18 protein-coding genes are annotated in these 23584 nt (G+C 41.0%); 10 read left to right on the forward strand and 8 right to left on the reverse strand.

Translation table 11 applies throughout. The features are described from left to right. Positions 1-9: 9 nt before the first annotated feature. Positions 10-2502 (reverse strand): DNA gyrase subunit A, encoded by a 2493-nt coding sequence (gyrA, locus tag V7K55_RS10155; RefSeq protein WP_334830760.1) that lies wholly within the window; start codon positions 2500-2502, stop codon positions 10-12. Between the two features lie 326 nt (positions 2503-2828). On the opposite strand from gyrA, the gene V7K55_RS10160 reads away from it, so the two are divergent. Continuing rightward, entirely contained in the window at positions 2829-3233 is a 405-nt protein-coding gene (locus V7K55_RS10160) for a response regulator (RefSeq protein ID WP_094332808.1), read from the forward strand. Positions 3234-3447: 214 nt separating this feature from the next. Here V7K55_RS10160 and V7K55_RS10165 read toward each other — a convergent pair whose 3' ends face one another. Next, positions 3448-4335, reverse strand: a complete 888-nt coding sequence (locus tag V7K55_RS10165) for a tetratricopeptide repeat protein (RefSeq protein ID WP_334830763.1) — start codon at positions 4333-4335, stop codon at positions 3448-3450. Positions 4336-4480: 145 nt separating this feature from the next. Here V7K55_RS10165 and V7K55_RS10170 point away from each other — a divergent pair, with 145 nt between their 5' ends. From V7K55_RS10170 to V7K55_RS10195, 6 genes are all read left to right on the forward strand, one after another. Then, a complete protein-coding gene (locus V7K55_RS10170; protein ID WP_334830766.1) occupies positions 4481-5119 on the forward strand; it encodes a TetR/AcrR family transcriptional regulator in 639 nt (212 codons plus the stop codon). A 250-nt stretch (positions 5120-5369) separates the two neighbouring features. Further along, positions 5370-5927, forward strand: coding sequence for a hypothetical protein (locus V7K55_RS10175; RefSeq protein ID WP_334830768.1), 558 nt, complete (start codon positions 5370-5372; stop codon positions 5925-5927). A gap of 102 nt (positions 5928-6029) precedes the next feature. Further along, a complete protein-coding gene (locus V7K55_RS10180; RefSeq protein WP_334830770.1) occupies positions 6030-7595 on the forward strand; it encodes an efflux RND transporter periplasmic adaptor subunit in 1566 nt (521 codons plus the stop codon). Between the two features lie 103 nt (positions 7596-7698). Then, positions 7699-8979: an ABC transporter permease gene (locus tag V7K55_RS10185; protein ID WP_334830773.1), complete on the forward strand. Its 1281-nt coding sequence runs from the start codon at positions 7699-7701 to the stop codon at positions 8977-8979. A 59-nt stretch (positions 8980-9038) separates the two neighbouring features. Continuing rightward, the gene (locus tag V7K55_RS10190) at positions 9039-9710 is read left to right on the forward strand and encodes an ABC transporter ATP-binding protein (protein ID WP_334830775.1); all 672 of its coding nucleotides are present in this window, start codon (positions 9039-9041) and stop codon (positions 9708-9710) included. A gap of 116 nt (positions 9711-9826) precedes the next feature. After that, on the forward strand, positions 9827-11239 hold the full coding sequence (locus tag V7K55_RS10195) for a TolC family protein (RefSeq protein WP_334830777.1): 1413 nt from the start codon (positions 9827-9829) through the stop codon (positions 11237-11239). Between the two features lie 404 nt (positions 11240-11643). Here the strand turns inward: V7K55_RS10195 and V7K55_RS10200 are convergent, their stop codons facing one another. After that, the gene (locus V7K55_RS10200) at positions 11644-12405 is read right to left on the reverse strand and encodes a hypothetical protein (protein ID WP_334830779.1); all 762 of its coding nucleotides are present in this window, start codon (positions 12403-12405) and stop codon (positions 11644-11646) included. Positions 12406-12566: 161 nt separating this feature from the next. On the opposite strand from V7K55_RS10200, the gene V7K55_RS10205 reads away from it, so the two are divergent. Then, positions 12567-13433 (forward strand): aldo/keto reductase, encoded by an 867-nt coding sequence (locus V7K55_RS10205; protein WP_334830781.1) that lies wholly within the window; start codon positions 12567-12569, stop codon positions 13431-13433. A gap of 187 nt (positions 13434-13620) precedes the next feature. On the opposite strand, the gene V7K55_RS10210 is transcribed toward V7K55_RS10205, so the two are convergent. Then, entirely contained in the window at positions 13621-15018 is a 1398-nt protein-coding gene (locus tag V7K55_RS10210) for an amidase (RefSeq protein WP_334830783.1), read from the reverse strand. 201 nt (positions 15019-15219) lie between these two features. Here V7K55_RS10210 and V7K55_RS10215 point away from each other — a divergent pair, with 201 nt between their 5' ends. Together V7K55_RS10215 and V7K55_RS10220 are read left to right on the forward strand one after the other, a co-directional pair. Then, entirely contained in the window at positions 15220-16677 is a 1458-nt protein-coding gene (locus V7K55_RS10215) for a hypothetical protein (RefSeq protein ID WP_334830785.1), read from the forward strand. A gap of 136 nt (positions 16678-16813) precedes the next feature. Further along, on the forward strand, positions 16814-18952 hold the full coding sequence (locus V7K55_RS10220; protein WP_334830787.1) for a peptidase domain-containing ABC transporter: 2139 nt from the start codon (positions 16814-16816) through the stop codon (positions 18950-18952). Positions 18953-19019: 67 nt separating this feature from the next. On the opposite strand, the gene V7K55_RS10225 is transcribed toward V7K55_RS10220, so the two are convergent. From V7K55_RS10225 to V7K55_RS10240, 4 genes are all read right to left on the reverse strand, one after another. Continuing rightward, complete coding sequence (locus tag V7K55_RS10225; RefSeq protein WP_334830789.1) at positions 19020-20588, reverse strand: HlyD family efflux transporter periplasmic adaptor subunit; 1569 nt, start codon at positions 20586-20588, stop codon at positions 19020-19022. Positions 20589-20760: 172 nt separating this feature from the next. Further along, positions 20761-20988 carry a hypothetical protein gene (locus tag V7K55_RS10230; RefSeq protein ID WP_334830791.1) on the reverse strand — a complete coding sequence of 76 codons (228 nt, stop codon included), beginning with the start codon at positions 20986-20988 and terminating at the stop codon, positions 20761-20763. 794 nt (positions 20989-21782) lie between these two features. After that, positions 21783-22610: a type I methionyl aminopeptidase gene (gene map, locus V7K55_RS10235; protein WP_094333161.1), complete on the reverse strand. Its 828-nt coding sequence runs from the start codon at positions 22608-22610 to the stop codon at positions 21783-21785. Between the two features lie 430 nt (positions 22611-23040). Further along, entirely contained in the window at positions 23041-23565 is a 525-nt protein-coding gene (locus V7K55_RS10240; protein ID WP_334830793.1) for a plastocyanin/azurin family copper-binding protein, read from the reverse strand. Between the last annotated feature and the right edge of the window lie 19 nt (positions 23566-23584).

The raw sequence follows: 23584 nt of genomic DNA on the forward strand, positions 1-23584 counted from the left end.
GACTCTGATTTACGATCGCACTTCAGCCACGGTAATAATTTTTTCATCGCGGTTGAGTTGAAGAATGCTTTCACCTTTCACATCTCTACCTAAAATCGGCACGGTTTCCACAGGTATTCGCACTACCCGTTCCTTATTCGTCACTAAAGCGACCTCACCAGATGCGATCGCTATAACCATACCAGCTAAATTATCAGTTTTGCTGGCAAATTTCATCGCTTGCGTCCCCAAATCGCCGCGATTAGCCGCTCTTAACTGACTTGCAGCCATCCGCTTGGCATATCCTTCTTGAGTAACTAGCAATAATTGGTCATCTTTACCGACAGTGACACAGCCAACCATTTGCTGATTTTTCAATAGTCGGAATGCTTGTAAACCCATTGCTGCGCGACCCATAACGGGTAACTGTTCATCATTGGCTACAAAACGCAACACTCGCCCACCGGAACTAGCTAAAATCAGATGCGCCCCTGGATTGGTGAATTGGGTAAATGACAATTCATCATCGTCTTTGAGCTTCAAAATCGTGATTCCGCGCCGCGTTAAGTTTGTGAATTCTCCCAGAGACAGACGCTTAATTCTTCCCTGTTTTGTTAAGAGAATCATCTGCTGAGTTTCGAGATTGTCTGGTAGTACAAAGCGGCTGACCACAGCTTCTTGAGCGCCTTGAGCAGTATTACTGAGCATTGTAATCAAAGGTTTTCCCCGTGGAGAACGCCCAGTAGTTGGGGGGATTTCTCCCACATTCACAGGGTAGACTTTGCCACCACCAGTTAGTATTAGTAAATCTTTTTGGGTGTCAGTCAACACAGTTTGGATAATGAAGTCGTTATCGTGCAGACCATTTTCAGCTTTCGACTTTTTCCCAGATGGCTGCGTGCGGCGAACATAACCCCGTTGGGTAAATTCTAAAATTGCTTCCTCTGCCGGTTCAGAAGATTTCAGGTTTTCCTCTTCCTCCTCTGTCCCTCTGCTCCTCTGCTCCTCTGCCTTAGACTTTTGTTCTTCTCCGATTTTTGTCCGCCGAGGATCGCTGTATTTGCGCTTGAGCGATCGCAATTCTTTTTTCAGCGCCTTGAGTAATTCGCGGCGATCGTTGAGTAATTGTTCTAGCGAACTAATTTGTTCGCTAACTTGCTCAAATTCTTGCTGCAAATTTTGCTGTTCTAAACTGGTGAGACGACGCAACGGCATAGCCAAAATTGCATCTCCTTGCACCTCACTCAAATCTAGTTGGCTACAAAGATTTATTTTTGCCGTACTTCCATCGGGAGCTTGCCGTAAAATTTCAATTACCCGATCCAAATTAGATAGGGCTTTGAGTAAACCTTCTACCAAATGCACACGACTTTGAGCTTTCCCCAACTCGTAATTGTAGCGACGGTTCAGCGTCTCTTCGCGGAAACTCAAAAATTCTTGCAAAAGTTGACGCAAACTTAACTGGCGGGGTTGTCCATTGACGATCGCTAAGAGAATTGCCCCAAAGGTCATTTGTAAAGCAGTTTGGTGATACAAATGCTGGAGAACTTCTTGGGGATTGGTATCGCGTTTGAGTTCAATTACTACTCGCATCCCTTCGCGATCGCTCTCATCCCGAAGATCGGAAATTCCTTGCAAACGTCCTTGATTTACTAAGTCCGCCACCTTCTCAATCCAAGCGGCCTTGTTCACTTGATAAGGCAATTCTGTAATGATAATTGCCGTCCGTCGCTTGCTTCCCCTACTGGCTGGAATTTCCTCCAGAGTTGCAACTCCCCGCAGCAAAATTCCACCTTTACCTGTGGTGTATGCTTCCCGAATTCCCGTCTCACCAATTATTTCTCCACCTGTGGGAAAGTCTGGCCCTGGAATTAGCTCAAATAATTTTTCATCTGCCAAATCTGGGTTATCGATTAAAGCGATTAACCCATCCACAACTTCCCCTAAGTTGTGCGGTGGAACATTTGTCGCCATTCCCACAGCAATCCCAGAACAGCCATTGAGCAACAGAAACGGTAATTGAGCAGGTAACACCGTTGGTTCTTGCTGGGAATTATCGAAGTTCCCGATAAATTCCACCGTTTCTTCACCAATTTCTGTCAGCATTCCCTCATGGCTGATGGGTGCGAGGCGCGTTTCTGTATAACGCATCGCCGCCGGCGGGTCATTATCAACGCTGCCAAAGTTACCATGTCCGGCTAGCAAAGGATAGCGGCTAGAAAAATCTTGCACCAGCCTAACTAAAGCATCGTAAACTGATTGGTCGCCGTGGGGATGGTATTTACCCAACACATCACCCACTACACGCGCACATTTTCGATAAGGTCTATCTGGTACTAAACCGAGTTCGTGCATTGCATACAAAATGCGGCGATGCACTGGTTTTAAGCCATCACGCACGTCTGGTAGCGCTCGCCCGACAATCACGCTCATGGCATATTCGAGATAAGACCGTTGCATCTCGGTGTGCAGGGCTGTTGGAATTACCTGTCCCGTTGAGAGAAGGTTTAACTGTTTTGCCATGAGTTTTTTCCCTGAAATTTAACTACACAAAAGCTGGCGTAACTCAATATTGCAGCAACCACAGCATAACGGATGAAGTGGGATTCCTAACAAAATTTTGATAGTCATAGAAGAAAAAGCAGTAGTATCATCCTTGATGACAAGGATGTACATAGACTATTAAAAAGGTAACGGATAGCAAGTAGCTGTTTTAATAGAATGATAATCTGCTGCACACTTAATTTGTATAGACTCCGTAGCCAGGATACTTCCCATGACTGCATTTTCTCGTTTTTAATTTTGAATTGCCTAAGCTCCTTACATCTACCTCTATTACTAAAATTCTCATGAAAACTGTTTTAATTGTCGAAGACGATCTAATTAATGCCCGCGTTTTTTCCAAGATTTTGTCCAAGCGCGGCGGCTTAGGAGTGAAACATACTGAAAATGTTGAGGAAGTAATAAAAATTGCCCAATCAGGAGAAGCCGACCTAATTTTGATGGATGTTTCTCTGTCTAGAAGTGTTTATCAAGGTAAATCTGTTGATGGAATCAAGATTACACAAATGTTAAAATCTGATCCAAAAACAGCAAACCTACCTGTTATTTTGGTGACAGCACATGCGATGGAAGGCGATCGCGAGAATTTTCTTAAGCAAAGCGGTGCTGATGGCTACATTTCTAAGCCAGTTGTTGACCATCAACAGTTTGTTGACCAAATCATTGCACTTCTACCCACAGACAACCAGTGAGAATTGACAACTGATTTCAGGAATAATCGCCCGCAAAGGTTTTTGGGCGACTATTTCCCGTCTTTAGTTAGTATAGGTGTACTACGAAAAGGTACTGTTAGGCAAGTGGTAATAGGAAAGTCAATAGGGAATGGGAAATGGGAAATGGGACTAATGAAAAATTACTTCTTTCCCTTCTGCTCCCCTACTCCCCTGCTCCCCTGCTCCCCTGCTCCTATTGAGTAGGCTGTTTTTCAGGCGCTGATGACGAGTTTTCTCGTTGCTGTAGGGCTGCTTGAATACGGGGTAATTCTAAGAATTTTTTCGTATCAGACAGTAGGCGATCGCCCCAGAGGTTTTCTTTGAGAAAATTCAAATTAGCATAGCGCTGATCGATACGGAGTGCAGCTTCGCCTAAGCTTAATCCTTGTTGGCGATCGCCTTTAGTGTACAGTGCCACTGCCAAAGCTAACAAAGGTTCTGCGGCTTGCTTATCAAGGCTGACAGCAGATTGCCACCGCTTAATTGCTTCGGGTGTATTACCCTGTTCGTAGTTGATTAAGCCAATGTTGTTGAGCGCTGGCCAGAATTTTTTATCTTGAGAGACAGCTTTATCGTACTGGGCGATCGCATCTGGCAATCGACCCAGCAGAAAGTAAGCATTACCCAAGTCAAATAACCCTTCTGGATCGTTGGGTTTTAACTTCAAACCGTCTTGGTAATTGACAACAGCTGCTTGGTAATTTTTCTGCTGAAAATTAGCTGAACCCAAAGCAAACAAAATATCACCATTTTTGGGGTTGAGAGATTGCGCTTTTTTCAAACTAGCGATCGCCCCGTCAAACTCTTTGGTCTGTAGTTGCAATCCACCTAAGAGCAACCACACTTTGTCATTCTTCGGAGCTAGTTGACTAGCCAGACGCGCTCGCGGCAAAGCTAATTCAACCTGTTGAAACTGAGCTAGTTGAGCCGCCTCTTGTGCCAGACTCAACCCCTGCTTCTCTAACTTTGCCCCATCTAGTTGCAGTGTATGGGGTATTAATGCCTGCGCGTTAGCGGCTTTTGGCATACTCCACAAACTACAGACCATTAGAAAAGAAATCAAACGAACATGTTTAGGCACATTACCGCCTTTAAGCCACTAATCAAAGAATCTTTCAGCTAGCTTAAACGATCTCCGCTCTTGACGGTAGCAAAATCTTACGTCATTAGCTCTTGACATCCCTATCACTAAGGCAATATATTAATAAGTAATCACTCACTTATTTATGGCTCGTATACCCAGAATCACCAATCAGCAAATCTTAGAAGCGGCTCGTCAAATTTTCCTGCAACATGGATTTGGTGCTTCAACCTTAGAAATTGCTCAACAGGCTGGGATTTCTGAAGCTTCAATTTTCAAGCGATTCTCAACGAAAGAAGAATTATTTTTTGCGGCGATGGGAATTCCAGAAAAACCCCTGTGGGTGAACGAGTTGGAATCTCTTTGTGGTAAAGGCGATCTCAAAGAAAATCTAATCAGTATTTGCTTCAAGATAATGGAATTCTATAGCGAGGTGCTGCCTCAGATTATGATGCTGCGATCGCGAGGCAATGCGCTTCCAGAACCTGGAGATAAAGAACCAAGACCCATACGAGATATCAAAGCACTAACCGCTTTCCTACAGCATGAAATAAACCAAAATCGCCTTCGCCCTTGCGATCCCCAGACAGTGGCTCATATTTTACTCGGATCGCTGATGAACTACGTTTTCTTAGAACAGATTTCGTCTCAAGCCATTATAGAAAGGGTCAATTTACCAATAGGAACTTACTTAAATTCTGAAGTTCGTGCCATAGAAGTCTCAGCATTTATCCAAAGTTTTGTGGACATTGTCTGGCAAGGAATTGCACCAATGCAGGATTAAATTTAATATTTTTATTCATCTCCTATTCCCCATTAAAAAACTGATGACTTTGGTCATACATAAGTTTGGAATTACTTATGACTTTGGTCATACATTGGTTTAAAGTTTTTGATCGATAATTATTATGTATGAATTTATACGATGAGGTAAATATCAAATACCTTGATCCCACAACAAAAGCAACTATCCAAGATTGCTGAATCGGAACCTAAGCCAAATAGAACTTTAATCTAAATAAGGATTTAATTCCATGTTTAAACCAAACCGTATATCCATAGTCTTAGCTGCTGCTGCCCTAATAATTGTTCCCACTATCTTGACTGCTCCTGCAAGTGCCCAGACGAAAGCCTACTCTGTTGCTCAGAACAATCAAGATCGGGATCGCGACGGCAGAGGCAACTATAGAGAAGATGGAAACCCTGGAGACAGAAGTAATTTGAACCGCGATCGCGACGGCAGAGGCAACTATAGAGAAAATGGAAACTCTGGAGACAGAAATAATTGGAACCGCAACGGCAGATCCTATCCTGGAGAAGTCAGAAACTCTAGAGATCGGGATAATTGGAACCGTGACAACCAATCCTATAGCAGAGTAGTCAGACTTGGTAATGGTGATATCAGATATCCCAATGGGCAAATTATTCCTGCTAGATCCATAGCCAGATTGCGTAATCAAGGTTACTTCAGACTTCCCAACGGAGATATTCTTCTTCCCAGTCAGGAAATTGTTCCTGCTGGAAGATTAGTAAGAGTCCGTGATGATTATTTCAGACTTCCTAGTGGGTTGGTACTGCAAATAAACCTTTAAAACACTCTTAACCCAAAATAATTGTCAGTATAAAGGCTACCAGGTTATAGTTTTAGCCTTGAACAACCAGCTTGGTAGCCGTTCCTTATAGACAAAATGGACATGAAGATTGATACACCAAATGCCGTAGATTCATCAGTTTCGCTTCCAGAGATCAAGAAAAAAAAGGGCAGACGAAATTGGCTCTCTTGGCTAATTGCTTTTTGCCTTTTGGGGGGAATTGGCTATGCAGTTTATTATCAAGTAGTCGTTGTTTCCCAGCAACAAGCTAGCCGTAAAGTGCTGACAAGACCTGTACAAAGGCAGAGTTTAACAATCACAGTTTCAGCAAACGGAACGGTGAAGCCTGAGCGCTCGATTAACCTCAGCCCAAAAAATTCCGGCATTCTGAAAAGCCTGCTGGCGAAGGAAGGGGATATCGTCAAACAAGGACAGATTGTCGCTTACATGGATGATTCTAATCTGCGGGGGCAACTCACCTCTGCTCAAGGACAATTGGCACAAGCCGAGGCGAATTTGCAAAAAGCGATCGCAGGTAATCGTCCTCAAGATATTGCTCAAGCCCAAGGAGTATTAGACGAAGCTGAGGCGAATCTGCAAAAGGTACAAGCAGGTAATCGCTCTCAAGATATTGGCCAAGCACAGGCACGTTTGCAAAGCGCTCAAGCCACCCTTCGCCAAGCAGAAGACGATTTAGTTCGCAATCAACAGCTTTATAATGCAGGCGGTATTTCCCTTCAGACTCTTAACCAAAATCGTGCCACTCGCGATAGCGCCCAAGCTAGTGTCAATGAAGCACAGCAAGCACTGGGATTACAAAAAGCTGGGTCACGTCCAGAAGACATCGAGCAAGCAAGAGCCGTGGTGAAGCAGAGACAGCAAGCTTTGGCACTTTTGAAAGCGGGAACGCGCCAAGAAGACATTAACGCAGCCCGCGCCCAGGTAACATCTGCTCGGGGTTCGCTGCAAAACATCCAAGCCGAAATCAATGACACGATCATTCGCGCCCCTTTTGATGGGGTGGTGACAAAGAAATTTGCCGATCCAGGTGCTTTCGTGACTCCCACAACTGCTAGTAGTGAAGTAGCTTCTTCTTCTTCTTCTTCAATCTTGTCTCTAGCTTCAACAAATGAAGTTGTTGCAAATTTAGCAGAAACAAATATTTCCAAAATCAGCCTTGGTCAAAAAGTCTCGATTACAGCAGATGCCTACCCAGGAAAAACCTTTGAAGGTAAAGTCAGCCAAATCGCAGCCCAAGCAATAGTAGAGCAAAACGTCACCAGTTTTGAAGTGAGAGTATCACTTTCAGATCCTCAAAGACTACTGCGGTCTGGGATGAATGCAGAAGTAGATTTTCAAGTCGGTCAAGTTGAAAATGTTTTAGTAGTGCCAACAGCCTCAGTGGTGCGCCAACAAAATGCCACAGGTGTGTATGTGGCTGGAGCAGATAACAAACCTGTGTTTACTCGCATCGAGACTGGCGTTACCGTGAACAACTTTACTGAAGTTAAGTCTGGATTGACAGGAAACGAGAGAGTATTACTCAGTTTCCCACCTGGATCGCGTCCGCAATCAACACCTCGTGGAGGAGTTTTCCCTGGTCTAGGAGGAGGCGGTGGCGGCGGCGGTCGTTCAGGTGGCGGTCGTTCAGGTGGTGGTTCCCCTTAAAGTGAGTTTTTTAACGTTCGCGGAGCGTGCCGGAGGCATTACCGCAAAGGACGCAAAGGACACAAAGGAAGAGAAGGAAGAAATGAGTTTTAAATAAAACCTTATGTTTAAGAGATTTAAGGGCTTTTACAAAGCTAAGAATACCCGCACAGTACCGTTGCTGGAAATCTTGACAATGGCGGCAGAGACTCTGTGGAGTAACAAATTACGCACAGGTTTAACTATGTTGGGCGTGATTATTGGGATTTCTTCAGTCATTGCCATTACTTCTGTCGGTCAGGGAGTGCAAAAGGGGGTTGAGCAACAGATCCAAGCATTGGGTACAGATGTGATCCAAATCTTAGCGGGTGCTGCAAGAAGCGGAAATGTCCGTCAAGGAGTAGGTTCTAGCAGCACCTTGACTTGGGAAGATGCTAAGGCGATCGCTACACAAGCGCCATCAGCACAAATGGTTTCTGCTTATCTCCAACGCAGCGCTCAAGTTGTATATGCAGGACAGAATACCTCAACAACCATTTATGGCACAGATTTGAACTACCCAGAAGTCAGGAATACTCACCCTCAGCAAGGGAGATATTTTACTCAAGAAGAACTAGATATTACTGCACAGGTAGCTATTCTTGGCCCTACAGTTCAAAAAACACTCTTTGGACAGGGTGTAAATCCGCTCGGCGAGAAAATTCGCATTCAGGGAGAGGCTTATGAAGTGATTGGGGTGATGGAAGCTAAAGGTTCTCAAGGGCCGATGGATCGAGATGACCAGGTTTTCATTCCTCTAACTAGTATGTCCAAGAGACTAGTTGGGAACAACGCCCTGGTAGGTGTTTCTGTAAATGGAATTTTAGTTAAAGGTGCTAATCAGGAGGAGTTAGAAGCTGCTCAGTTTCAAGTTACCAATCTTTTACGGCTGCGTCATAACATTTATCCACCACAAGCTGATGATTTTCGACTGACTAATCAAGCTGATATTGTGAGTACCTTCACTAGTGTTGTGGGTTTATTTACAGTCATGGTGGTAGCGATCGCTGGAATTTCCTTAGTGGTTGGTGGAATTGGTATTGCTAACATTATGCTGGTTTCTGTAGTTGAGCGGACACGAGAAATCGGGATTCGCAAAGCCGTAGGAGCAACTAATTCAGCAATCCTTAATCAATTTTTAGCCGAAGCGATCGTGATTTCCATTGTCGGCGGAGGTATTGGGATGGCAACTGGCGTTTTATTAGCTTTTGTAGCTTCAAGCATTTTCAAATTTCCGTTTGTAATTTCTTTCTTGTCGATCGTTGCTGGGTTTGGACTCTCATTGAGCGTTGGCTTACTCGCTGGGGTGATTCCAGCACGGAACGCATCTAAATTAGATCCAATCACTGCTTTACGTAGTGACTAGATAATTTGTAATGGGCTAACGCCCCGCTACGCTAACGTAATTTGTAATTCGTAATTAATATGACAACAATGATTTGGTTGGAATCTATTACTAAAACTTACTATTTAGGAGAAGTTAGTGTTCCAATCCTTAAAGGAATTGAACTCTCCATTGAGGAAGGGGAATATGTCTCAATTATGGGTGCGTCAGGTTCTGGTAAATCCACGCTCATGAATATTTTGGGATGTCTGGATCGTCCCACGACTGGAGACTATATTTTTGAAGGCAGAAACCTGACGACTTTTGATGATGATGAATTAGCGTATATCCGCAACCAAAGGATAGGTTTTGTGTTCCAACAATTTAACCTATTGGCGCGGGCGACAGCGCTGGAAAACGTCATGTTACCAATGGTTTACGCTAATTTACCCAAGCCTAAACGCCGTGAAAGGGCATTAGAAGCCCTGGAAAAAGTAGGATTACAGGGACGCATCTCTAACCGTCCTAGTCAACTGTCTGGGGGACAACAACAACGGGTAGCGATCGCTCGCGCTTTGGTCAACCGACCTGCATTAGTTTTAGCAGATGAGCCAACAGGAGCTTTAGATACTGAAACTTCTGGTGAGGTGATGAATTTGCTGACTGAACTTAATGACCAAGGAATCACGATTGTGATTGTTACTCATGAACCAGATATTGCTGCTCAAACTAGAAGGATTATTCGAGTTCAGGATGGCTTGATTGTAGGCTAATTTGTTAATATCAACCATTAGAGAGGAAATTTAAGATTTAAATCTCTGTAGGTCAATCAAAATGAAAACTTTTGATTGTATCCTCAAAGAAACCTAATTAATGACTACATGTATTTATGAATCTTAGCTTATTGTTTGTGCATTCTACCTGGGTTAGCGTAGCGTTGGGGATTATTTTTCCAACTTTAGCAAGTGCAGCAACTCCCTCAAAACCGCAGAATTCCTCAAACTCAGTACAGGTTCCCAATTACCTCAACCCTAATCCCAATCCTCTCCAATTCCCTACCAAACCGGAGGAAGTAAGGATTCAGGGAACTGTACCAATCAGTTTGGCACAAGCTTTGGAACTAGTACAACGGAACAATCGAGATTTACAAGTAGCCATAAGGCAGCTAGAACGCAGTCGTTCATCTCTGCGTGCATCTCAAGCTGCCTTATTTCCTACTTTGGGAATCAACAGTAGTGTGACTAACAGTGGTAATGGTTTTACTAACAATTCATCTCAAGCCAGCACCTCTTTTAATGGTTCAGCACAACTGAATTACGATGTCTATACTTCCGGTAATCGACAAGCAACAATCCAAGCAGCTGAAGAACAACTACGTGTGGATGAATTTAATGTTGAAAGTCAGTCTTTGACAATTAAGTTGAATGCCACAACTCAATACTACGATTTACAACAAGCGGATGAACAAGTAAGAATTAATCGATCTGCTGTGGAAAATGCCCAAGCTAGTTTGCGGGATACTCAAGCCAGAGAACAAGCTGGAGTGGGTACGCGGTTCGACGTGTTGCAATCTCAGGTTAATTTAGCAAATACCCAACAACAACTGACTAATGCGATCTCGCAGCAGCGAATTTCCCGTCGTCAGCTTGCTACCACATTAAGTTTGTCGCAGTCAGTTGATATCAGTGCCGCAGATTCTGTAAAATTGGCGGGTCTTTGGGAGCGGACGGTAGAAGAAAGTATTGTCCAAGCGTTTAAAAATCGTCCAGAATTGCCACAATTTTTAGCACAACGTAATATTGCCGAGCAACAGCGTCGTCAGGCACTTTCTCAGCTAGGGCCGCAAATTAGTTTGGCAGCCAGCTATAACCTGCTAGATCGGTATAATGATGGCGTTAGCGTTACTGATGGCTATTCAGTAGGACTCCAAGGAAATCTTACTTTGTTTGATGGGGGAGCCGCAAAAGCAAAAGCAGGTCAGTCGAGAGCTGATATTGCGATCGCAGAGACTCAATTTGCTAGCCAGCGCGACCAAATTCGCTTTAATGTAGAACAGTTCTATTCTCAATTACAATCCAATTTAAAGAATGTGCAAACTGCCGGTGTGGCTTTAAATCAAGCCAGGGAAGCTCTGAATTTAGCAAGACTGAGGTTCCAAGCTGGTGTAGGCACTCAAACAGAGGTGATTGCTGCTGAAAATGACTTGACAACAGCAGAAGGTAATCGGGTTACAGCTATTTTGGATTACAATCGCGCTTTAGCTAATTTGCAAACTTTAGTTACTTCCAGGGCTTCGCGCTAAGGTCATATCATTATTGAGGGCTTTCACGCTTCCAAGGAAAAATGGGCTACTTATAATTATCAGTTAGAAGTAGTAACGGTTGATGTTGAAGAAAGTCCGATTGAACGTCCTAAAAAAAGTTTTACAGTAGGAAAAAGAAACAGCATACACCAGAAGCGAAGCGTCTCGGGAGCATCCCAAATGTGCAAAAACCTTGATACCCCTCATCCCCTAACCCCTTCTCCCATACATGGGAGAAGGGGAACTAGAGTCATTTCCCCCCTCTCCCAAACATGGGAGAGGGGCTGGGGGTGAGGGAAAAAAGTTAAGCAAAATTGGATGCTCCCGATCGTATCCGGCTCCCCTTCAGTCACAAGTAGTAGTACAAGCGAATGGGAAAATCATCTGTACTGCTTGCGGTAATGTTAAAACTTGAGGAATGAGTGTATTCTAGAAACTGCATATCTAATGCTACTTTCATCAGTATATTGTGGATTAATTGGGATTTCTTTGAAGGATTTTAATACAATTACAATCCGATAAAGCTTAGAGTATTTATATTGCTTTTCTTGGATATCAAAACGCAAAATGTTTTCTAGTGGATATTCAATAACTTGGTTGCCACGCAGACTTTTACGTTCGATAAATACCCGATCGATACTCTTATAAAAAGTGCAGATAGTTACAGGTGAAGTTCCAAAATAAGCTGCGATCGCCATAATAATTAATATAGATAAATTTAAGAAAAATAAATAATTTCGCTGATTTTGCTGTATGAATAGAGAAGTTTGCCTAGAGTTAATAAAATCGTTAGTTTTCAAGGTAAATTCCTGATCATCTTCATAGCTAACATGGGATAAAAGAGGAAAGTCTTGAAATGGAGTCACAATTATAACTTGATAAATTCTCCCCCCTTTGCTAGTAGTCTTTGTCAGAATGTATGCTTCTCTGGGGTCAAAGATTTTGAGTTTCTCCATACTTCCCAGCAAATTAAACCGCCTCAATTCACAGTTAACTTGAGTTGGCGAGACGCGATCGCAATTGAGACTAACTGAAGCAGACTCAAAAAATAAGCAGTAAATCAAAAAGCCTAAACAGATAGTAAAAATGCAACATCCGATAAACCAATATCTGAGTGGTCTATGCTTTAGCTGCAATCTAGTACGGGTTTCCTCTACAATTTTCATTAGTGCCTCTATATAGAATACTTAAGCCTTGAGTAGAGTATGCCCTTGGTAATCCATTCAGCGATCGCTAAGTCTAAGTACTAGGGAGGATTTATGAGAAATCGCTAAAAAAGCTTTGGCTAGCTGGTAGATAATTAGGGCATAAAGCTATAGCTAGAAGCATGGAAACCAAACAGCTAGGAAAAACTGGTGTCTTTGTGAGTGCGATCGGTTTGGGTGGTATGCCCATGTCAATCTCTAATCGCCCTCCCGAATCTGAATCAATCGAAGTTATTCATCATGCTCTGGATTTGGGTATTACATTTATTGACACTGCCGACTCTTACTGCAAAGATGAGTCAGAAAAACACCACAACGAGCGACTAATTCATAAGGCGCTTGCTAGTTACAAAGGCGATATTAGCCAAGTAATTGTCGCAACTAAGGGCGGTTTAATGCGTCCTAATGGAAACTGGACAAGCAACGGCAACCCAGAACATTTACGCGAAACAATTCGAGTTAGTTTTGAGGCGTTGGGTGGTGCTAAACCCATCGATGTTTGGCAATACCATTCTCCCGATAGTAATTACACCATTGAAGATTCTCTTGCGCCTGTGAAAGAAGCTGTAGAGGCAGGTTTAATTAGGTTTGTGGGAGTTTCTAACTTTTCCGTTGAACAAATTAAGCGATCGCGGGATGTAGTAGATATTATCTCAGTGCAGAATCAATACAGCCCTTGGCAACGACAACCAGAAAATGACGGAGTGTTGAAGTATTGCGAACAGCAAGGATTGACATTTTTGCCTTGGAGTCCCTTTGGTGGTAGACATCGCCATCAGAATTTGCAAGATATTCCTGCGATCGCTAACTTAGCTAAAGAAAAAGATGTGTCACTATATAATATCGTTCTAGCTTGGTTGCGTTCTAAGTCGCCCGCTATTTTGCCAATTCCTGGTGCTAGCAAGGTTTCTAGCATCGAAGACTCAGTACAAGCGATCAATGTGAAACTATCTGATGAAGAAGTGCAAAAAATTGATCTGGCAACTTAATCATTTCTGCCCCCTTTAGTCCCCTTTTAGTAAGGGAGGACTATAGGGGGCGGGGGGTAAATATAGTGCAGCTTCACAGAGAAACGGTAATAACACACCCCACTTGAGAATATTTGCGATTGGGTAAATTTGGTTTACTAATTAATTTTTTAACGCCGACTTACTTATAACCCCTGCATGATTCGCCCTATATTGCAAAGGCTGGACGATGATGAATCCAAGGGTTAGCCGCTTCTAATTGTGCTGCTAGGCTGATGAGTGTAGCTTCAGCCGCAGGTTTACCAATTAGCTGCACACTCATGGGTAAACCGTTACTATCAAAGCCTACAGGAATTGCGATCGCAGGTTGTCCAGTTGCATTGGCAGGGGGACAAGGGGCAACCCACTCAATAATATTTTGGAATGTCTCTTCTGGACTCAGCGAAGCCCATTCCCCCACGCGGATAGGTGAATGCAGATAAACTGGCAATACCAGCACATCAACGGTATCAAAAAACGCCACAATCTGCCGTGCTATTATCTGCATTTGGGAAACTGCTTTCAGATAGTCAGCGACAGAACCTGTACGGGCAAATAGCCAGCGATTCAATGGCTGCAAGGCTTCAACCGGAAGTCCCGCCGCAGCTACTCCAGCTTGCCAAACGATTTGAAATGGTTCGACTAAACCGCTAAAATCTGGAGATTTCTGTTCAACTTCATGGCCGAGTTGTTCTAATAACTGGACTGTTTGACGGACACCTTGCTGACAGTTGGCATCAGCTTCTCCCAAAGGAGAAATGCTAGTGTCAAAGGCAATTCGCAAAGCACTAAGTTTTGTCTGAGTGGCGGCGAGAAATGATGGTTCGGGATCTGGCAACCAGTAAGGATCGCCTGTGACATAGCCACTTATGGCATCCAAAAGGGCAGCAGCATCAGCCACAGTCCGAGCGATGGGGCCGTTGACGGCAATTCCAGCGAGGCGTTCGCCTACGGGTGCTTTACTGACTCTGCCTCTGGATGGTTTGATTCCTACCAAACCACAACAAGCCGCAGGGCCACGAATCGAACCGCCGCCATCAGAACCTTGAGCGATCGCACATAATCCTGCTGCTACCGCCGCCGCCGCGCCACCACTGGAACCACCAGGGGTATATTCTAAATTCCACGGATTTCTGGCTGGCGGAAAACCCGTAGGTTCACTGTATGGAAATGAACCTAATTCGGATGTGGCTGTTTTCCCAAGAATAGTAAACCCAGCTTGTTTAATCCGCATTACAACACCATCATCATAATTAGGGATATTATTCAGTAATGCTGGATTTCCATAAGTACAGGTAACATCAGCTACAGCATTCAAATCTTTAATGGAAATTGGCACACCAAAAAATGGCGGTAGTTCTGAGGTAGTTGTCAATAATTCTGTTTTGGCTTTGGCATCTGCGATCGCTAGTTCTGCCGTCACTGTAAAATAACTTCCTAATTGGGGATTTAACTGGCCAATCCGTTCTAAATATATTTCCACCAACTCTAGGGGTGATATTTCTCGGCGACAAATTAATTGCGCCAACTCTAGTGCTGGGGTAAATGCTAAATCAACTTCATTCATAAGTTAGTGAATGGGTAATTTTGTCTTTCTCTGGGATTTTTAAACTGAAATTGTTACTTTAGCAGGATTTACGGGAATTATACATTTTATAGATCCTAAGATTTGCCACTCAACTAGGATGCTCAGATGTGTGGTTATGTTCTGACTGAAGCCATTTTAATTGTTTCGCATAAACTTTCGACAAATCCCTAAGAGGTATTTATGGCTAACCGAGAAATACTTATTAGTGAATTGCCAACACTAGTTCAGAGTTTAAAACTGACTATTGGCGATTCTAATGAAATCATGGAGCAAATTATCCCGATCAATGATGCTCAGGAAAAACTACGAACTATTAACAAATTAATTACTCAGGAATTGAAATTAGAGAACGTCAAAAAATCTGCGATCGCCACACTTCCTCAAATAGTTATTTTGCCTAACATTGGATTAGTAGATCCAGGGATCGCAGAGAAGTTTGGCAACTCAAAAACTCAAGTCTCATTAACTGATTTACAATCAAAAATCGATTCTTGGATTGAATGGGGTTATTTTTTGCAAGCAATAGCTGCTGATATTCTCAGTGATATTCAGTTGGTAAATCAACTCAATTCCGATATTAATCATCTAAGCATCCGCGCCCAATTAGAGATTATTGCTGAAAACTTAAAATTTAACTTATTTTTTGATAACTCTCAGCTTTTAGAGCGTCAAATTAACAAAATCAACAATTCCAAAGATGAATTATTAGAGTTGCAACATAAATTAGCTTATGTTTTTAATACTATTAAAAATAGTCGAGATTTATTAAATATTTTATTAGGAGTATCTGCTTTTTGTGGTAAATCTGGTTTTACCTTAGAGTGGTTAGATGATGACCACGAATTAATTATATCGACTGATAGTAAATTTAAAGAATTGACTGATATTCTTAATGATTGCGATTATTTCCAAGAACAAATTGCTGCTTTAATTATTCAGGGTGACACTTTAAAGAAAAAGGCAGAGCAAGCGCTAAAAAAGATTGAACAACAAAGTAATAAAAAGGTAATTAATAGCCAGCATATAGAAATAGTACCAAAATTTTCGACACCAAAAATAATATATTCAGCTTTGCTCTTAGTCTCAAGTTTATTAATCTTGGGTTTTGGTGGTTGGAAAGTTAAAGAGCAAAGTCTCCAATGGCAGCAGATGAGTCTAAGTTTAACTCAAGAAGGGAGTGCGATCGCTAAGTTTAAATCTGCTAAAAAACTTGGTATGGAAGCTGCTTACTTGGTTCAGAATCCACCACATCCTCTAAAAGTTTGGCAACAAGCACAAAACAAATGGCATCAGGCAATAATCTTATTAGATAGTATTCCTAATGAAACATCAGTTTATGCTAAGGCAAAGGAAAAATTAGCTTACTATCAGATTAACTATAAATCTATCAGTCAAAAAATATTGGTTGAAAAAAAAGCTTTGGCAAACTTAGAATCAGCCCAAAAACTAGCAATAGAAGCTAATTTATTTGTCCAAAATTCACTTAATTCGCCACTAAATCGACAGCAGACACAAGATAAATGGGCGCAAGCAATCGATTTATTAGAAGCGATTCCAGAGACGACATTTATCTCTACACAAGCTAAAGAAATGCTTACTATTTATAAAAATAATTATGCAGCTATCAGTAAAATATAGTATTCATAAATGAGATCCCCAACTTTTTAAAGAAGTCGAGGATCTAGACATAATGAATTTCTACAAATCAGATAGTTTTGTTAATTTCCGAATCAAATTGGGAAACATAAAGTAAAAAATTGGGTATTTATCTGTTATGAAAGCGGTTTTACAACACAGCGAGGAAGATTGTGGTGCTGCTTGCCTTGCAACCATAGCACAATACTATGGTAAAACTTTCGGTATTAACAAAATGCGGGAATTAGTAGGTACAGGTAAGCAAGGTACTACTTTGCTTAGTTTAAGAAGAGGGGCAGAAAACTTAGGTTTTAATGCGCGTCCAGTGAGAGCAACTCCTGAGTTAATAGAACGCTTGGATAGAATTTCTCTCCCTGCTATCATTCACTGGAAAGGGTATCACTGGGTTGTATTGTACGCACAAAAGGATCAGAAATATATTATTGCCGATCCAGCAGTAGGTATTCGCAAGCTCAACCGTCAAGAGTTATTAGAGGGATGGGCAAATGGTGTCATGCTGTTATTAACTCCAGATGAAACTCGTTTTTATCAACAGGAGTCGGATAAAATAGGTGGCTTTGGACGTTTCCTCAAAAGAGTTTTACCCTATAGCAAAATCCTTGCGGAAGCGATCGCAATCAATATTATAGTTGGACTTCTTTCTCTAGCTTATCCTTTAATGATGCAACTTCTCACAGATGATGTTTTGGTGAGGGGAGATATCCAACTATTAACTACCGTAGCCATTGCAGTTATTACTTTAAATATTTTTCAAGCTGCTATTGGTATTGTTCAATCTCACTTGGTAGGACAATATGCTCAAAGGCTAGAATTGGGATTAATTTTAGATTACGGGTATAAACTCCTCCGCTTACCTTTATCTTATTTTGAAGCCCGTCGCAGTGGGGAAGTTGTCAGCCGCATTGATGATATAGAAAGGGTTCATAATCTAGTTTCTCAAATTGTTTTGGGTTTACCCAGTCGATTTTTTATCGCTGTTGTTTCTTTGGGAATCATGATTTTTTATAGTTGGCAGCTTTCTTTAGCTTCCTTATTTGTCTTTATGATAGTTATGGGTATTAATTGGCTATTTTTACCTGCTTTACGACAAAAAACCCGTGATTCTATTATTTTAAATACAGAAATTCAAGGTTTTCTTGTAGAAACTTTTCGCGGTATTCAAATACTTAAGACAACCCAAGGTACTCCTCAAGCTTGGGAAGAGTATCAAGCTAATTACGGTCGCCTCGCTAATTTAAAGTGGAGTACGATGAAGCTAGGGTTTTACAGTACTACCGTTACAACTCTATTCAATAGTTTGACAAATATTGGTTTACTTTGGTTAGGCAGTTATTTTGTCATTAATCGCACTCTAAGTATAGGTCAATTACTTGCTTTTAACGGCATGAGTGGAAATTTCTTAGGGTTTTTAAGTTCGGTGGTAGGCTTAGTTAATGAATTTATTACTGCTCAAGTAGTAATTCAACGCCTAACAGAAGTCCTAGATGCTACAGCAGAGGATGAGAAAGAGCGTAAAAAACCTTGGGCAAAAATTACTGCTGATACAGATATTGTTTGTACTAACCTAAACTTTCATCATCAAGGTAGAGTTAATTTATTAAAAGATTTCTCTCTCACTATTCCTGGAGGGAAAGTAACAGCCTTAATCGGACAATCAGGATGTGGAAAAAGCACTTTAGTCAAGTTAATTGCGGGATTATATGACTTGCAATCTGGTAATATTCGTTATAGAATTTATAATCAGCAAGACATATCTTTAGAATGCCGCCGTCAACAAATAATATTGATTCCTCAAGAACCGTACTTTTGGAGTCGTTCAATTATTGAGAATTTCCATTTTGCCTATCCTTCAGTTGATTTTGAACAAATCGTTAGAGCTTGTCAAATAGCTGGTGCAGACGAATTTATTAGCAATTTACCTGATAAATATCAAACTATATTAGGAGAATTTGGTGCAAATCTTTCTGGAGGACAGAAGCAAAGATTAGCAATAGCCAGGGCAATTGTTACTAATCCACCAGTATTAATCTTAGATGAATCTACAGGCGCTTTAGACCCAGCATTAGAAACTAAAGTTTTAGATAATTTATTAGCGGCTCGTCAAGGTCAAACAACTATTATGATTAGTCACCGCCCTAGAGTGATTGAGCGGGCTGATTTCATTGTTCTGTTAGAAACAGGAGAGTTGAAGCTGACTGGTACTCCCAATGAATTACGTCAGCTACCTGGTCAGCATTTGAAATTTTTAACTCCATAATATTCTTAAGTAATTTTTATTTTATAGGAGTTATTAATAATTACTATTTATTTTTTCCTTATACTTATTATACATTAGCTACTAATCTTGCTTTTCTCAAAATAAATTGCAATACAGTTTCTTCTTTAGAGATAATATCAGCGCTTCCTTCCATTCCTAGTTGGATAGCACATTCTTTTCCTGCAATCTTCAATACATAGTTTTCTGGTTTTATATTTACCTTGTAACTACCTGCTTGTGAAATTCCCCCCATCCCGAAAGAAGAGTTAGAAGAATTGAAATTAGATTGAGGTTCTATTGCATCTGGAGAAATACTGCTCACTGTCCCTTGTAAAGAACCATAATCAGGATAGGGACAAGCAGATACGCGCATATATACTTTTTGTCCCAGCCGAATTTTACTGATTTCCTCAGCAGGAATATCGGCTTTGATTTCCAATGGTGCTTCACTAGGAGCAATTTGGGCAATCATCTGTCCAGAAGCAATGACTTGGGAGGCATTTCGTAGATTCAGTTGTGCTATTGTGCCAGAGGCAGAAGCACGAATTATGAGATTTTGGAGTTCAATTTCTATTTGTTTGAGTTCTTTTTGGTAGCTATTTAATTGGTTTTCTAATTCTGTTCGTCGTTGAATTAGCTGTTCTCTTTCTTGCTGGAGTCTAGATAAAGTTGCTTCTCCTCTAGCTTTTTCTTGAGCGATTCTTTCACGAGCGATCGCCACTCCTGCTGTAGAGTTAAGGGTGGTTTTGGCTTTTTTTAGCCTTGCTTGCGCTGCTTCAACAGCTCTTTGTTGCTTTTCGACAGTTTGCTTGTGAGCTTCGACTATTGCTAATTGAGATAAAAGTGCTTGTTGTTGTTGTTGAGCTGCCAGAGTTACTTCTTCGTATGCGTCTTGAGAAAGCGCACCAGATTTGACTATCGGTTTATAGCGATCGCTTTTGACGATCGCTGCTTTGAATGAAGCTTGGCTTGCAAGTGAATTCGCTTGAGCCGACTTTAATTCTGCTTTGGCTGTTTCTAAATCACCTTGAACTAATTTTAAGTTAGCGACTGATTCTTCTACTTCTGTGGTGCTGCTAACTTGACTATTGTGATATTCCGTTTGAGTGCGTTGCAGTTCAGCCTGAGCAGCAGATGTGCCACGATTTGTTTGTTCGCTTTCTGCTTGAATCTGTCTATCTAAAGCAGAAATTTGAGCCGTTATTTGAGTTGATTGAACTGTAGATTGTTGAATATTCCCAAGAAGTTGACTTTTTTTCGTTTGTAGGCGAGAGCCATCAAGTATAGCGATGGTATCTCCTTGTTTAACTTCCTGATTTCCTTTTACTAAAATATCTTTTACTATCCCTTCCGTCGCAGCTTGTACTAGGCGGAGTTCTCCAGCTGGACGAATGGTAGCAGCTACTTTAACTGTAGTTTTATATTTGAGGATACTTGCAAGAGTAACGCCCGCAACAAAGGTAGCTATAAGTATTAAACCGCCAATAGTTGTCCATTTACCGATTGGAGGTAAAAAATCTTCTGGAGTAGCAACAGCTAGAGAGTTAAGATTAATTTCTTCTGGCTGAGGTATTGCTTTTTCTCCCTTGGGGAATGAATGAGAATTTGAGACGAAAGATATATCAACATTAGTCATAGTTAAGTAGAAGAAGACAAGTTTGAGAAGTTATAAAATTTGCAGTTGCAGTTGAAGTGTAGTAAGCAAAAAGCTCTGCCTTTAATTGTTTGAAGGAGGCAGAGCTTGAGTAACTGCATTTCTTGGTTAGAGTTGAGAAATCAGGTAGATAAGTTGTTTAAGTTTTGTTAGTCTAATTTCCGTCTAATTGTCCCTCTCCCACCATTCCAGTTACTTCTAAAGCTAGCTCACCTGCTGTGTAGAGTCCAAGTGCTGTCATGCCTCCGGCCTGAGTCACTGCGTTGGTTGAATTATTCAAAGTTTTTATTGTGGCGTATGAAACTGCTTTTGTAACTTTCTTCCACCAACTTTTACCTCCTGTTAATTGTTCGCAGCATTCATCTGACAAGACTTCAAACAATTCTTATTGGTTTTCAATTGTCAGGCTTTCAATTTTATTAATAGACATGGTTCTTCTCCCAAATAAAGAAATACGAGAATTTACTTGTTATATGTTGAGCTAGAAAAAATATTATCTCTTGGCTCTACCTATTAATTAGATTAATCCAAAAGAATGTCTCTGCACAGACTTGACACTCAACATTTTCAAAGATAGCAACCAATATTAAATTTTTTTGCTCTTTATTAGGTATTTATTTGGTTCATTTTTCTGATTTAAGCTTAGTAAGTAAATATCTGGAACTTAATCGGGTATATAGCCTTGATTCCTAACAATATCAAGCTTTTCAATATGCAATATTTTTCATTTATTTGTATATAAATAATATTTATAAAGGAATCATGAATTAGTTATAGTCTTACAGGATTTATTTAAAGTTATCAATAAACTTTCTAAGCTTTTTCTACCTATTTACCCTGAAATTTATTTTTTGGGCAGGTATGAATTGGCGTAGATATAGACATTACCTCACTACGCTCAGAAATGAAACTATATTTTCTATTTGGAAACATCTTTTTAAGCTCGACTTTATCCATTTTTCCGTTTGGGCGATCGCAAAGGTAAGCGACTCTAGTATTTTCCCACATTCTCTGTATTCACTTTTGGTTTTTCAATGCGTAAGTTCTAGAACTGTTTAATATTCTCTTCGTTTCTCTATGAAAACTTCCACTAACCTTGCATTAAAAAAATAAAGAGGTAAATCGCCTTTTTTTGACGTTTTACCTCTCTTAAAAATAGATAATTACAACTAACAATTACACTTTAGAACGGTCAGTCAAAATCTCATAACCAGTATCTGTGACCAAAACTGTATGCTCAAACTGAGCCGACAAAGAATTATCCACGGTGACTGCTGTCCAACGGTCAGATAATGTGCGGGTGTGTCTAGAACCCGCATTTAAAATTGGCTCAATTGCCAGCGTCATCCCCGCACGGAGTTTAACATTTGGCATCTCGCGGGTACGGTAGTTAAATACTGAAGGTTCTTCGTGCAGGTTACGACCGACACCGTGTCCGGTGAATTCTTCGACTATACTAAAGCCGTTAGCTTTCACATGGTCTTCAATTGCTCCAGCTAAGTCAAGCAGGTATACACCAGCCTTTACTTGTTCAATGCCCTTAAATAAAGCTTCTTCTGCGACGCGAATTAATTTAGCAGCTTCTTCCGTCACTTCACCAACAGCAATTGAAATGCAAGAATCACCATGAAAGCCTTGATAATAAGCGCCCGTATCTACTTTTAATACATCTCCCACGCGAATCACTTTCTTGGGGCTAGGAATGCCATGTACTGCTTCGTTATTAATGCTGGAGCAAATAGAACCTGGAAAACCGTGATATCCTTTAAAGCTCGGTGTTGCACCCATTTCGCGGATGCGTTTTTCTGCGTGAGCATCCAAATCAGCCGTTGTCATTCCTGGCTTTACTAGCTCTGAAATTTCTTTGAGGACAGTTGCCACAATTGCTGATGATTGTCGCATGATTTCAATTTCACGCGATGATTTAATTTCAATTCCTCGTCCCTTTTTTTTTGATGTTGCAGGCTGAGTTGTTTGAGAAAGTAAGTTACTGAAAATGTTCATAGGAAATTAATAATTACTGGTGGCTTTGCCGATGAAGTATGAATGCTTTCTCTAGATTACTTGAGAAATAATATCTATAGGACTCCTATTTTATATTTGAACAAAATTAGGTATTATAGGGTGTGTTAGAACGAAGTTCGTAACGCACCATTATCAAGAATTTATTGCCGTACTCTCCGCGATAACACCCTACGGATCTTTTCAGAAATCAAACAGGATTCCTATATAATTTAAGTTATTTTAATCCCTGATAGGGATTCTTGCAGTTTAACTGCGTAATGTATATATAATAACACATTAGCTTCCTCCTGATATTTTAGACTTCAATCAAAATTGCTCTAACTTATTTTTCGCTGCACACTATAAGATTTCGCTCAATTATCTTTAATTGAAACATTAGACGGTTATTCAATCCTAAGTCTAAGAATTTTTAATTTTTTATGGCAATTTCTCCAGTCATACCTGCTTCTGTATGTCCCGGTATTGAACAACGTAAGCCATAAGTTCCAGATTTCAGAGGCACAAATACCCATTCTGCCTCAGCACCCGGCTTGAGTTCCAGTTCGTGAATGGCTCCTTTGATTTCTACTTTGCCTGCTTGAACTTTTTGTGTCCAGATGCCATCGGCAAAATCTTTGGCAGTAAAATAGTGCTTCAGTTGGCTGGGATTGGTAATCCTGAGTTGATAGCGTTTACCAGCCTCGAATTCTAGATAATTTGGCTCAAATTTGAGTTCGTTAGCCAAATTACCCAAGCTAATTGTAATTTCTGTGGCTGGTTGCTTGAGTAAATCGCCAGATAAATTCGCCGCTATTGCTGGAGTAGCAGCGATAAAATTTAAGCTGAGAAGCAACGTTAATATCACGTACTTTCGACGTAATATTTGCAGCCAAGCAGTGTTTGGTAAAGGAAGAGATTTAACTACAATTTGGTATAAATGGTTGTAAATTTTCATCGGTAGTCCTCAAAAGGCA

This window comes from Nostoc sp., assembly GCF_036919895.1.
In the GTDB taxonomy this organism is placed as follows: Bacteria; Cyanobacteriota; Cyanobacteriia; order Cyanobacteriales; family Nostocaceae; genus Nostoc.